This window comes from Psychrobacter sp. H26, assembly GCF_059073035.1.
On the sequence record NZ_JCACRW010000001.1, the window covers coordinates 2,016,872 to 2,029,420 of the forward strand.

General features: G+C 42.5%; 13 protein-coding genes. 7 read left to right on the forward strand and 6 right to left on the reverse strand.

The window, feature by feature from the left end; genetic code table 11:
- The first annotated feature begins 180 nt into the window (after positions 1-180).
- The 3 genes from trxA (at position 181) to AC5JPT_RS08345 (ending at position 2,913) form a co-directional block, all read left to right on the forward strand.
- Complete coding sequence (gene trxA, locus AC5JPT_RS08335) at positions 181-507, forward strand: thioredoxin (protein ID WP_319051598.1); 327 nt, start codon at positions 181-183, stop codon at positions 505-507.
- A 523-nt stretch (positions 508-1,030) separates the two neighbouring features.
- Complete coding sequence (rho, locus tag AC5JPT_RS08340; RefSeq protein WP_319051599.1) at positions 1,031-2,299, forward strand: transcription termination factor Rho; 1,269 nt, start codon at positions 1,031-1,033, stop codon at positions 2,297-2,299.
- A 386-nt stretch (positions 2,300-2,685) separates the two neighbouring features.
- Positions 2,686-2,913 (forward strand): YMGG-like glycine zipper-containing protein, encoded by a 228-nt coding sequence (locus AC5JPT_RS08345; protein WP_058023542.1) that lies wholly within the window; start codon positions 2,686-2,688, stop codon positions 2,911-2,913.
- A 174-nt stretch (positions 2,914-3,087) separates the two neighbouring features.
- Here AC5JPT_RS08345 and ypfJ read toward each other — a convergent pair whose 3' ends face one another.
- Positions 3,088-3,978, reverse strand: a complete 891-nt coding sequence (gene ypfJ / locus AC5JPT_RS08350; RefSeq protein ID WP_493844165.1) for a KPN_02809 family neutral zinc metallopeptidase — start codon at positions 3,976-3,978, stop codon at positions 3,088-3,090.
- 525 nt (positions 3,979-4,503) lie between these two features.
- Between ypfJ and AC5JPT_RS08355 the strand changes: the two genes are divergently transcribed.
- Positions 4,504-4,860 carry a hypothetical protein gene (locus AC5JPT_RS08355; protein WP_443526675.1) on the forward strand — a complete coding sequence of 119 codons (357 nt, stop codon included), beginning with the start codon at positions 4,504-4,506 and terminating at the stop codon, positions 4,858-4,860.
- Between the two features lie 228 nt (positions 4,861-5,088).
- Here the strand turns inward: AC5JPT_RS08355 and AC5JPT_RS08360 are convergent, their stop codons facing one another.
- The 5 genes from AC5JPT_RS08360 to rpmI all read right to left on the reverse strand — a co-directional run bounded on the left by AC5JPT_RS08360 (position 5,089) and on the right by rpmI (position 10,215).
- The gene (locus AC5JPT_RS08360) at positions 5,089-5,388 is read right to left on the reverse strand and encodes an integration host factor subunit alpha (RefSeq protein WP_058023539.1); all 300 of its coding nucleotides are present in this window, start codon (positions 5,386-5,388) and stop codon (positions 5,089-5,091) included.
- A 245-nt stretch (positions 5,389-5,633) separates the two neighbouring features.
- Positions 5,634-8,039 (reverse strand): phenylalanine--tRNA ligase subunit beta, encoded by a 2,406-nt coding sequence (pheT, locus tag AC5JPT_RS08365; RefSeq protein WP_493857768.1) that lies wholly within the window; start codon positions 8,037-8,039, stop codon positions 5,634-5,636.
- Between the two features lie 102 nt (positions 8,040-8,141).
- A complete protein-coding gene (pheS, locus tag AC5JPT_RS08370) occupies positions 8,142-9,197 on the reverse strand; it encodes a phenylalanine--tRNA ligase subunit alpha (RefSeq protein ID WP_493857769.1) in 1,056 nt (351 codons plus the stop codon).
- A 328-nt stretch (positions 9,198-9,525) separates the two neighbouring features.
- The gene (gene rplT, locus AC5JPT_RS08375) at positions 9,526-9,882 is read right to left on the reverse strand and encodes a 50S ribosomal protein L20 (RefSeq protein ID WP_011281252.1); all 357 of its coding nucleotides are present in this window, start codon (positions 9,880-9,882) and stop codon (positions 9,526-9,528) included.
- Between the two features lie 135 nt (positions 9,883-10,017).
- Positions 10,018-10,215: a 50S ribosomal protein L35 gene (gene rpmI / locus AC5JPT_RS08380; RefSeq protein WP_011514608.1), complete on the reverse strand. Its 198-nt coding sequence runs from the start codon at positions 10,213-10,215 to the stop codon at positions 10,018-10,020.
- Between the two features lie 435 nt (positions 10,216-10,650).
- On the opposite strand from rpmI, the gene AC5JPT_RS08385 reads away from it, so the two are divergent.
- The 3 genes from AC5JPT_RS08385 to tatA all read left to right on the forward strand — a co-directional run bounded on the left by AC5JPT_RS08385 (position 10,651) and on the right by tatA (position 12,549).
- On the forward strand, positions 10,651-11,094 hold the full coding sequence (locus AC5JPT_RS08385) for an acyl-CoA thioesterase (RefSeq protein WP_493857770.1): 444 nt from the start codon (positions 10,651-10,653) through the stop codon (positions 11,092-11,094).
- A 174-nt stretch (positions 11,095-11,268) separates the two neighbouring features.
- On the forward strand, positions 11,269-12,105 hold the full coding sequence (gene hisIE / locus AC5JPT_RS08390; protein WP_493857771.1) for a bifunctional phosphoribosyl-AMP cyclohydrolase/phosphoribosyl-ATP diphosphatase HisIE: 837 nt from the start codon (positions 11,269-11,271) through the stop codon (positions 12,103-12,105).
- 201 nt (positions 12,106-12,306) lie between these two features.
- The gene (tatA, locus tag AC5JPT_RS08395) at positions 12,307-12,549 is read left to right on the forward strand and encodes a Sec-independent protein translocase subunit TatA (protein WP_319051606.1); all 243 of its coding nucleotides are present in this window, start codon (positions 12,307-12,309) and stop codon (positions 12,547-12,549) included.

Below are 12,549 nucleotides of genomic sequence, written 5' to 3' on the forward strand. Positions count from 1 at the left end.
AATCGTAATTGTTAAACAATTTAACCGGCCTGTATCTGTCAAGCATGAGCAAACATGTTAATATAATGGCACATTTTCACCCCTTCCAAACAATTCTTTAATCATTAATCGATTCATTATTAAACCAATATGCACGTCGATACGTGATGATAGAAGTTACAAAACAAGAGAGATAAAATTATGTCAGACCTTATTGTACATACTACCGACACAGACTTTGATCAAGACGTTCTACAATCAGACGTGCCTGTACTGGTAGACTTCTGGGCACCATGGTGTGGTCCTTGCAAAGCCATTGCCCCTATTTTAGAAGATCTAGCCACTGAGTACCAAGACAAAGTTAAAATCGTCAAAGTAGACGTGGATAACAACCCACAAGCAGCAAGCCGTTTCGGTATTCGCAATATCCCAACACTATTTGTATTCAAAGACGGCGAAAAAGTTGATTCAGTAATGGGTCTACAACCAAAAGCTGAATTGGCTAAAGTCCTAGACAAGCATTTATAAGCCGAATGCAGTCGCTCTAAACTGTTTGGCGTGAATAAGTAGAACACGTGAAAAGCCATTATCTGAATCAGATAATGGCTTTTTTGCTTGTTTTTTGTGCAAAAAACTTGATTATACGAATTTTTTGGCAAAAATTATTGACAATGCTATTGTGAAGACCGTATAGTCTGCTGACAAGAGAAAACCAACTGTTTTCCTAGTATCTTGTCGCTATTCTCCTCGTGTTTATCAACAAAAACACAATCGTCATTATAAACACCATTGCTGAACAAAATGACTAAACGCAATTACTGATATTGAGTTTTTGACGCAGACTCTTATGTAGCCTTTTTTATCCCTATTTCTTAAGACCTTGCATCTACCGATCGCAATGCGTCCATAAGCAGACATGCATAACCAAAACTACATAAACCACAGCGCTGTACAACTACCCTCTATCCTCATATTACTGTTATTTTAATCACTGTCGTGATTTGTGCTGCTAATGGCATCTCTCATCTGATCAATTGCTAATGACCTATCTATGAATCTAACTGAATTAAAGAAAAAATCAATCTCTGAGCTATTGGCTATCGCCAAAGAAATGGGTCTTGATAACATGGCGCGTAGCCGTAAACAAGACATTATCTTTGCTATCCTAAAAACTCACGCTCGTAACGGCGAGGCTATCTATGGCGATGGCGTACTTGAGGTTCTTCCTGATGGCTTTGGCTTTTTGCGCTCATCAGAAGGCTCTTATTTAGCAGGTCCTGATGATATCTACGTCAGCCCTAGTCAGATCCGCCGCTTCAGCCTAAAAACTGGTGACAGTATCGCTGGTACGATTCGCCCACCAAAAGACTCTGAGCGTTATTTTGCGCTTCTTAAAGTCGGCGAGATCAACTTTGATACACCAGACCGCTCACGTCATAAGCTGATCTTTGAGAACTTAACGCCCCTATTCCCAACTGAACAGCTAAAGCTTGAGCTGGGCAACGGTACTACTGAGGATTTGACGGGTCGTATCATTGACCTAATCGCGCCGATTGGTAAAGGTCAGCGCTCTATCATCGTTGCACCGCCAAAAGCGGGTAAAACGATGTTATTGCAATCTATTGCTCAGTCCATCACTCGTAATAATCCTGAATGCTACCTGATTGTACTTTTGATTGATGAACGTCCAGAAGAAGTGACCGAGATGGAGCGTACCGTGCGCGGTGAAGTGGTTGCCTCTACCTTTGATGAGCCGCCACAGCGTCACGTACAAGTGGCTGAAATGGTCATCGAAAAAGCCAAGCGTTTGGTTGAGCATAAACAAGATGTGGTCATTTTATTAGATTCGATTACTCGCCTAGCGCGGGCTTATAACACCGTCATACCGTCATCAGGTAAGGTCTTGACTGGTGGTTTGGATGCCAATGCTTTAGAACGCCCAAAACGTTTCTTTGGTGCGGCGCGTAACGTCGAGGAAGGCGGAAGCTTGACGATTATTGCCAGTGCATTGATCGATACTGGTAGTAAAATGGACAGTGTTATCTTTGAAGAATTTAAAGGAACGGGTAACCAAGAAATCACGCTTGAGCGCGACTTGGCCGAAAAACGCGTCTTCCCTGCGATTAATATCAAAAAATCTGGTACGCGCCGCGAAGAGCGTCTATTGGATGAAGATAAGCTGCGTAAGGTATGGATCTTGCGTAAACTACTACAGCCAATGGATGGTGTCCAAGCGACTGAGTTCTTGTTAGATCGTCTCAAAGAAGCAAAAACTAATGACGAATTCTTTGAGCAAATGAAGCGCAAATCACAGCATTAATTTGCACACACTTTGCTAGCGCTGTTTTTGTAGCCAACTCAGATTAAGACCACTACTAGGTGGTCTTTTTTTTGCTTATCTAAAACTCAGCGTACTCGCTATCATACTATTACGTCAGTTATGTCACCTAAGAAGGTATCAACACGATAAAGTGTCAATATAGAAAAACACTAATATAAATAGGTGCTCATACGTGTAAGTGCTAGCTTGATGATACAGTCTGGCAACATCGATTACATGTTATTTGCAAAGTTTAGCGTTTTTACTACGACCAATAAGTTGTTAACCGACTATTATGGCAGACAGTAGAAATATATTTGAAAATACGATGGGTACTGCTTTTTAAAAGTTCTGTATTCTAACTTGACGACTAAATAGGTGATAATATGAAATTTGCTAAAACGATCGCAATGACTGCAATTACTAGTTCAGCACTAATTATGACTGGCTGTAACTCATACGGTGGCATGAGCAACACTGCGAAAGGCGCAACTGCTGGTGCTGCTGCTGGCGCGCTTATCAGAAGTAAAGGCGACAGTAAAGATATCGCTCGTGGCGCGTTAGCTGGTGCAGCTATCGGCGGTGCTGGTGGTTATGTTCTTGATAACAACTAATAGTACTTTACTCTGATATTGTCTGACTATTAGGTTGGTAATATCAGATACAAGACATCAAAAAAGCCTGCAATTGATTGCAGGCTTTTTTAATGTCTTTATTTTAGTGTTATATGTGAGCTGTGGTTTTTACGAGTTAGTATACTTCGCTTTTAGCGCACGCTACTGATAGTCCTAAAGTGCACCACTAAAGGTATCGCAAGATTGTACGTTACCGCTCTCCAGACCACGAGTAAACCATTCCACACGTTGTTGACTGGTGCCGTGAGTGAAGTTATCAGGAACAACTGCCCCGCCGCTAGCTTGTGCCAGACGATCATCACCGATTTGACTGGCAGCATTCACAGCTTCATCAATGTCACCTGCTTCTAAGAACTGTACGCGCTCTTGATTACGCTGTGCCCATACACCCGCAAAGCAATCTGCCTGCAACTCTTGTAATACTGATAATTTATTAGATTGTGCTTGCGTGACCTGCTGACGAGCTTCATTAACCTGCTGACTGATACCAAGTAGCGTCTGCACATGGTGACCGACTTCATGTGAGATGACGTAGGCCTGCGCAAAATCACCTGCTTTGCCTTGGTTCTCTTGACTGCCTGACCCTTGCTGATCTCCTGAGATACCAAGGTTCTGACGCATCTCTACAAAAAACGAGGTATCTAAATAGATTGTTTGATCGCCAGGGCAATAAAATGGACCTGTCGCCGAACTGGCACTACCGCAAGCTGAGCTGACTTGACCATTAAAAAGAATTAGCGAGGGCTCTTTATAAGTACTGCCTCCTTCATTGAATATCTGATGCCATACTTCTTCTGTATCCGCCAGTACCACTTTTACGAACTGTGTATCCCGATCAGTACTGGTCGCAGGCTCGGTAGAGGTCCCATTACTACCACCACCAGCAACCACCTGACCTGTTTGTAATGCGGTCATTGGATTGACGCCAAAGACTAGCCATAAAATTCCAGCAATAATAATACCGCCGATACCGCCGCCTATCATCTTACCGCCACCCTTACTGGATCGTACGTTAGAGCTACCTCGTCTGCCTTGCCATTTCATAGTTTGTTCCTCAAATATACGATATCTATAGTCATTCGTATTGGTTATTCATTATGTGATACAGTTTTTAGTACAAAGTTTCCAATTGGTTTTCTGTTCAGCCATCTGATATTTTCGTTAGATACTCTAAAACGAGCGATTCTAAAATACTTTAGCTGTCTTCGTCCCTCATAGTCTCAAGAACTGATATATTTTCTTATACTACTTATAGGTAAAACGCCAAGAATAATCAAAAACCATGGTGAATATTAAGCACCTAACACTTTCTTGAGTAGGCTGATGTCATTGATTATACGTCGATTAATTTTATTTGTTGTATTAAAAATACTATCAGTTAGACAAAGTAAAATATTATTGAAAATATTATTGTTACTTAATTGTACAGCCTATTCCTATTTACATAGAAAACATATAGAATGCGTGAAAGCTGAGTAGCTGTAACTGAGACTATTTGGATTCTGAGAAATCTTGGAATTCAGCCTTTGTTGCTGCTACTGCTCATTTCATTTTTCCGGAGAAAACCTTATGAAACTTAAATTACTTGCTCTAGCTGGTATCATGACTGCAACTATGGGCTTAACTGCTTGTGATAGCAGCAAAGAAAACGCTGCTGAAGATCTATCTGACGCACAAGAAGAAGTGCAAGACGCATCTGAAGAGCTAAACGAAGCTGCTGCTGAAGGCGAAATGACTGCTGATGCTGAAGCTGCTGTTGTTGATGCTGAAGCTGACATCGCTGATGCACAAGCTGCTACTGCTACTGACGAAATGGACGCTGAAGTTCCTGTAGACGGTACGACTACTAGCATGGACGTAGCTAGCGAAACTGATACTGCTGCTGTTGAAGCTTCTGACGAAGTAGTAGTTGAAGAAGCTCAGTAATTTATTGTTCATACAATAGATACACTGTAGTAAAAAAAAGAGAGCATATGCTCTCTTTTTTTATGTCCAAATTATGGTGTTAATATCGCATGCTGTATCTAGTCTCGGCTGCTATAGCGATATCAGAACTATATATTATAACACTGATATAAAAGACCACAGTAGATGCTCTATAAAGTAATAATAAACGCTACCAGAGCATCATTTGAGCTCCTACTAAACAACACATCAAGTATCAAATAAACGCTCATCGACTTTTTGGCGAAACTTTTGTCCCGTTTTAAAAGTAACAACGCGGCGAGCAGATACAGCAACTGGCTCCCCTGTCTTTGGGTTACGACCGGGACGGCTGTTTTTATCTTTAAGCTCAAAGTTGCCAAAGCCTGATAGCTTGACCTCTTTGCCATCAATCAAACTATCTGACAGCTCATCAAAAAAGTTCTCTACCAAACAGCGGCCTTCTTGGCGTGTTAGGTTCAGGTGACTCATCAGGTGCTCAATCATGTCAGATTTGGTTAAGGTGCTCACAGTACGACTCCTATGCTATGTCGTGATGTCGAATATCATGGTTTAGCGGTATGAGGTTAAGAGTAGTCATTATAAAGGTTTTTTGACTGCTTTTTAACATAGTATGCATTAAAATCCTTTATTAATAACGACTTAACGTATTCTATAAACAAAAAAGGTTATAGATAATGGTTTTACCAATAACAATGCTCTATAGCCTAATAAGCAAAAGGCTATAGAGCACTGGGTATTTTAAGTACTAAAAATTAGCTATCGCGTAACTGCGCTGAGTGCTGCTCTGTTAATGCCTGTACAACATTGTTCGTAGCAGTCTTTACAGCGTCATCAGATAGGGTCTGAGTACTGTCTTGCCATATCAGTGCAAACGCCAATGAACGCTGGCCTGTTGGCACGTTGTCCCCCTGATACACATCGAACAGCCATAAATCAACCAACAAGTCCCCTGCCGCAGCTCGCACCGTTGACTCTAAGGTCTGCAAACTGATATCACTGTCAACTAAGATAGCGATATCACGGCGTACTTGTGGAAACTTACTTGGTGTGGTGATCGCATGCTGCTCACGAGCCATCGTTAATAGCGGTGCTAATGACAATTGAGCCACCCATGTCGTTGGCAAATCGAGTTGCTTTGCCGTACTTGGATGCAGCTGACCCAACCAACCGACGTATATATCATCGATATACAACTCAGCGCTTTGGCCAGGGTGCAAGAAGCTCAGCGTGCTACGCTCGTAGCGGATACGGGCGCTATCGATTTGTGCTGGTAATAGCTGCTCAACATCATGCTTTAGGTCATAGAAATCTAAGGCACGGTTTTGATACGCTTGCTCACTCCATATATCACCAACGGCAACTAAAGCAATGCTTGGCGTTTGTACCAACTCGCTAATACTTTGTCCAACAAAGCTAAGACCTGTCTCAAAAAAACGTACACGCGGCTGCTGACGATTCAAGTTGTATTGCACGCAAGGCAGTAAGCTCGATAGTAACGTACGACGCATCACAGCCAAATCACTAGAGATAGGATTTGCAAGTGCCAATACCTCCCCTAGCGCCTCATCATCAAGTAATGCTTCTAGTTTTGCATCACTAAAGCTAAAGCTGATGGCTTCCATATAGCCATTATCAACTAATGCCAGCTTCATCTGATGCGTCAAATCTGCAGTATCGTCATAATCCATGCTGACCTGCAGATGCGGCAATACACTTGGAATATTGTCATAGCCATAGATACGAGCGATTTCTTCGATTAAATCCTCACGGATACTCATATCAAAACGATAAGATGGCGGTGTGCAAACCAGTGCATCGCTCTGCTGCGTTACGTCAAAACCCAATTGAGTCAAGATACGTACCATCTCTGATGGCTCGATATCAATACCAATGACATCACGAACTTTTACGATTGGCAATGTAATCGGCGCGCGTGCTGGTAGATGCTCGAGAGTCTCAACTGTTACTATTTGACCTGCTTCGCCGCCCGTGATGCTAGTGATCAGCTCACAAGCACGTGCCAACGCCAGCTGTGGTAATTCAAAGTCGACGCCGCGCTCAAAACGCTGCGAGGCATCAGTATGTAGACCAAAACGACGTGCGCGCGCAGCGATAGCAAGCTGATCAAAGAAAGCACTCTCTACAACGATGTTTGTCGTGCTATCCGTGACACTACTGCGCTGTCCACCCATGATGCCAGCCAATGCCAAAGCACCTTTGTCATCAGCAATGACGAGCTCATCACCCGTTAAGGTAACGGTTTGCTCATTGAGTAAAGTAATGGTCTCAGACGGTTGTGCCAAACGTACAACAATATCACCCACGATGGTATCAGCGTCAAACGCATGTAACGGTTGACCCAATTCCATCAATACATAGTTGGTCACATCGACCAAAAATCCATGTGAGCGTAGACCTGACTGTACCAACGCATCTCGCATCCATTTCGGCGTTTCAATGCTGCGATCGATATTGCTAATCGATTGTAACAAGTATCGAGGACATGCTTCTACTGCATCAACGGTTACCGCTGGTGTTGCGCCATTATCAGAAGCGAATAGGTTGTCAGGAATCGCAGGCGTTTGTACAGACAAATCATTGATGACTGAGATCTCACGAGCAATACCGCGAACGCTAAAGCAATCACCACGGTTTGGCGTGATAGAGATGTCCAATATTTGGTTATCTAAACCCAGGTATTCACGGATATCAGTACCGATTGGTGCATCTTCAGGCAACTCAAGCAAGCCATCGATGTCATCGACCAAGTCAATTTCAGAAGCGCCGCACAGCATACCGTTTGAGGCCACACCGCGTAGCTTGCTCTTTTTGATCTTGAAACCTTTGCTATCGTCACTTGGTAATACCGCACCGACAGTCGCAACGGGTACTTTCATACCGACGATCACATTGGGCGCACCGCAGACGATTTGTAATGGCTTAGCAGCGCCGATACTTACCTGCGTCACACGCAGTTTATCTGCATCTGGATGCTGCTCAACACTGATGACTTCACCGATAACCACACCACTAAACTCACGGGCAACGGCATAACGATCATCAATCTCAAGCCCTGCCATGGTTAGCTGCTCGGCCAATGCTTCACTAGTATTGTTGGGGTTTACCCATTGACGTAGCCACTGTTCGCTAATTTTCATAAATATCTCGGATCAGAATTTTATAATAAAGATGTTGGAGTAAAGCTTGGCAAATTAACTTGTTGTATTAATAAGGCGCACTTTTATATCAACAAAAGCACTCTAGCCAAATTGCTTTAAGAAGCGCACGTCATTTTGGAAAAATAAACGTAAATCATCGATACCGTAATACAGCATCGCAAAGCGCTCGATACCCATACCAAAAGCAAAGCCAGTATATTTGTCGCTATCGATACCGCAGTTGGTCAATACTTGTGGGTGCACCATGCCGCAGCCCATTACCTCAAGCCATTTGCCGTTATCATCCAAGATATCTACTTCCGCAGACGGCTCAGTAAATGGGAAAAATGAAGGACGGAAACGCACCGTTAGCTCTTTGGCAAAAAATGCTTCTAGAAACTCACTGATCAAACCCTTTAGCTCAGCAAACGTGCTCGACTCGGTGACCATAAGACCTTCTAACTGATGGAACATTGGCGAGTGAGTTTGGTCTGAGTCATTACGGTACACACGACCAGGACAAATAATACGAATTGGTGGCTCGTTTTTTTCCATAGTACGGATCTGTACCGGACTGGTATGCGTACGCAATAGATAATGCGCATCAAAATAAAAAGTATCATGCATCGCGCGCGCAGGATGGTGTGAGGGAATATTTAGCGCTTCAAAGTTATAGTAATCGCTCTCAACTTCAGGTCCAGTTGCGACATTGAAGCCTGCTTGAATAAAATACTGCTGCATGCGCTGAGTAATCATCGTTACTGGATGCAAATGACCTTTTTGACCACCGCGAGCAGGTAAAGTAACATCGATACTCTCACTCTCTAACTTGGCATTGAGCGCTGCTACTTCTAGCTGCTGCTGTTGCTCAGTCAGTGCTTGCTGAATGCGACTACGCACTTGATGCAGCCAGCCGCCATAGATCTTTTTATTATCGGCATCGAGTTTACCCATTTGCTTTGACCAGCCTGTCAATGGGCTTTTTTTACCAGTCAATTGCACACGTAAGTCTTGCAGTGTACGCGCATCAGTTACTTGCACAATCAAAGCTTCAGCAGCACTCGCAAACTCAGTAAGCTGAGCCTCATTGAGCTCACTTAGCTCTGAAGACAAGGTCGGTAACGCCGACAAATCGTTGATAGCAGCAGGGTTAGTCATAAGACGCATTATTCCTGATTTAAACGGACTATTAATTGTAGGGATTTGACCAAATATTGCAAACCATTTATCCAGTTATATTCATATACAGAATATATATAAAGACTGGTTATCAGAATGGCTTGAATATTGAGTCGATGATAAACGTATTTATTGTCGATATAGCCTCAACATCGAGTAGGCATGGAATAATTTAATATAAAAAAAGCCACCGACCAGCGGTAGCTTCTATTAATATCATACTATTAATCAATATTAGTCCTATCCATTTAGATAACTACTTATAAATAATTATTTAAAAGCATCATATCTGACGGACAGTTAATATTTAGGCCAATTCCGCTTTTGCTTTTTCGACCAATGCTGTGAAAGTCGCTGCATCATGCATAGCGATGTCTGCTAGAACGCGACGATCGATTGCGATGTTTGCTTTTTTCATACCATTGATGAAGCGGCTATAGCTTAAGCCATTTAAGCGTGCACCAGCATTGATACGTGCGATCCAAAGACGACGGAAAGTACGTTTCTTGTTGCGACGGTCACGATAAGCATATTGACCAGCTTTGGTCACTGCCTGTACCGCTACGCGGTAAACACGTGAACGGGCACCGTAGTAGCCTTTTGCGCGCTTTAAGATTTTTTTGTGACGGCGATTTGCCTGTACACCACGTTTTACACGGGCCATAATTTACTCCAAGATTTTTTGATCACTGTTAAGCGAGTGATGATGCTGTCAAATAACAAACATCATTGTCAGATTGCAAAGTCAAATATCATTTCATCAGATAATTTTTGATTCAATGTAAATGACGACAGGCTATTAGATATATGGGCACATACGACGAACTGCTGCTTCGTCAGATTTGTGCACTAACTTAAGACCACGCAACTGGCGAATACGCTTAGGTGATTTCTTGGTCAAAATATGGCTTTTGAATGCTTGCTTACGCTTGAAGCCATTCGCTGTTTTTTTGAAGCGTTTAGCTGCGCCGCTTCTGGTTTTCATCTTGTTTTTCATGATGATTTGCCTCTTTTTCTGTTTTAGAACCTGGTCGTCAAATAGTCATACTGGCTGATTGTTATCATAAATAACAACCGAACCTCTATTTGCCTCGAGGTGGGAGGCGCTATTTTAGCAGATAGTGCGTTGTTTTGCCAAGTAAAGTTTTGGCTTGACGCTGGTGAACAACAAAGACAGCTAGCCAATAGAATATAAACCCTAGCAGCACTCCCAAAAACCTCAATAAAATGTCTAATTTGTCTCCAAATAGATTGAATGTCAGCTTAAGCTGTGCTTAAGTATGTACTGTATAATTCCACGATACGCATACCATTGAATCAAGCGTATTTATCGCCTACATATGGCTTTACGATAGGCTCTCAATCACTGTAATACTACCCGCCTCTCGCAGGATAGATGGCGTAATCAATTACCATCACTCTAGGAGATAGTGTGTCAGAACAAGCGTTAGCATTTGAAGACGACTTATTTGTCTTTGAGACAGTGATGCGTGTGCGTCATACTGAGATTGATTTAGGACAGCATATGGCAGTTGAGTCTCTAACAGCGCTTCTGTCTGAGGCGCGTCTTAGATTCCTACAAGCCAAAGGTATTAAGGACATCAACTCAGAGCAACAGGGTTTGATTATCGATCAGTTACAGCTAGATATTATAAGCCGTATACGAGTGCGCGAAGAGCTTTTATTCGAAGTCGGTGTGGAGCCGATATATGATAATGGCGGTCACATAGTCATAAAGGTCACCCGTATGCATACTGGTGAAATCATGGCACAATCACGGCAGCACTTTGTCAATTACGACTTTAGCCTCAATAAAGTAGTCAAACTCGATAAGACAACCAAAGAAGCACTGTATCCGCATTTATTTAGATTATAAAATAGCGGGCTATAGATAGCGTGCTTTCATTTTGGTCAGTATTCATCTGATACAACGTGTCAAACCATCTCCTCGCTTCATCCGTTACTTCACTCATAACATTGCTTCACTCATAAGTAGTATAATTGCTTATTGATCTTTTTCACTTTTTACCTATAAGACGATAAATTCATTATGACTTTACCTGCTTGGCTGACTACCGTAACTTTTAACGATGATGGTTTGATTCCTGCGATTGCTCAAGATCACCAGTCAGGTCGTATTTTGATGATGGCTTGGATGAATAGCGACGCACTACAACTCACTGCAGAAACAAAGACCGCCGTTTATTTTTCGCGCTCGCGTGCCAAATTGTGGCACAAAGGAGAATCCTCAGGTCATACGCAGACGGTGCATGATATCCGTCTAGACTGTGATGCAGACGTGATTGTCCTTAGTGTCACGCAAGCGGGCGGTATTGCCTGTCATACAGGGCGTGAGTCTTGCTTTTATCAGCGTTTAGATTTATCTGGTCCAACGCCAGAGTGGCAAACGGTTGATAAGGTACTAAAAGACCCTGCTGATATTTATCATGCTACAAAAACTACTAATGATATGCCTGAAGGCAAGAAAGATGATGCCCATGCTGATTCTGCTACTAACCAAGAGTCAGTTGATAAAGCCTCTGTACTACAACAGCTCGATCAAGTCTTAGCAGAACGCAAACAAGCCGATGCCGACAGTTCATACGTAGCCAGTCTATATGCCAAAGGCTTAAATAAAATATTAGAAAAAGTCGGTGAAGAAAGTACAGAGAGCATCATCGCTGCTAAAGATTTTGCTCACTGTGATAAAAGTAGGGATAAGGCGCAGTATGATGAGGCGCGTCACGAGCTAATATATGAAGTGGCAGATGTCTGGTTTCACACCCTAGTTGGACTGGCATGGTTTGATATTGAGTCAGATGCTGTGTTGGGCGAACTAGGCAGACGTTTTGGGTTGTCAGGTATCGATGAAAAGGCTGCCAGATAGCACTTATGCAATAAGCATCACTTTTATTTGATTACTGTTGTTTTCATCTATTTGTAATAACTGCAGATTATAATATATCTCTGTTTTATCTCGACTTATATATCGATGCTTTTTGTTTGATACATAAACCTTTTATAACTGCAAAATATGCATATAAAGACTGAAAGCTAAGTCACAAAACCAAGTCACAAGGATACCGTTATGGGTAGTTTTTCTATTACACATTGGCTAATACTATTGGTTGTTGTCGTTGTCGTTTTTGGCACTTCAAAACTTAGAAATGCTGGCAAAGATTTAGGCGGTGCGGTTAAAGGCTTTAAAGAAGCTGTCAAAGACGAAAATACAGAACACGCCAAAAAACACGTGGTGCTTGATCACGACGGCACAGCCCATACCGAAGAGCGCACAGCAACCACCAAGGTTGATGATAAGCATAATGTATAG

Bases quoted from the DNA above. Each gene is read 5' to 3' on its own strand.
- ypfJ (WP_493844165.1), bottom strand. From the start codon at position 3,978: ATGAAATGGCAAGGCAGACGAGGTAGCTCTAACGTACGATCCAGTAAG.
- rpmI (WP_011514608.1), bottom strand. From the start codon at position 10,215: ATGAAAAACAAGATGAAAACCAGAAGCGGCGCAGCTAAACGCTTCAAA.
- pheT (WP_493857768.1), bottom strand. From the start codon at position 8,039: ATGAAAATTAGCGAACAGTGGCTACGTCAATGGGTAAACCCCAACAAT.
- trxA (WP_319051598.1), top strand. From the start codon at position 181: ATGTCAGACCTTATTGTACATACTACCGACACAGACTTTGATCAAGAC.
- rho (WP_319051599.1), top strand. From the start codon at position 1,031: ATGAATCTAACTGAATTAAAGAAAAAATCAATCTCTGAGCTATTGGCT.
- pheS (WP_493857769.1), bottom strand. From the start codon at position 9,197: ATGACTAACCCTGCTGCTATCAACGATTTGTCGGCGTTACCGACCTTG.
- hisIE (WP_493857771.1), top strand. From the start codon at position 11,269: ATGACTTTACCTGCTTGGCTGACTACCGTAACTTTTAACGATGATGGT.
- AC5JPT_RS08355 (WP_443526675.1), top strand. From the start codon at position 4,504: ATGAAACTTAAATTACTTGCTCTAGCTGGTATCATGACTGCAACTATG.
- AC5JPT_RS08345 (WP_058023542.1), top strand. From the start codon at position 2,686: ATGAAATTTGCTAAAACGATCGCAATGACTGCAATTACTAGTTCAGCA.
- rplT (WP_011281252.1), bottom strand. From the start codon at position 9,882: ATGGCCCGTGTAAAACGTGGTGTACAGGCAAATCGCCGTCACAAAAAA.
- tatA (WP_319051606.1), top strand. From the start codon at position 12,307: ATGGGTAGTTTTTCTATTACACATTGGCTAATACTATTGGTTGTTGTC.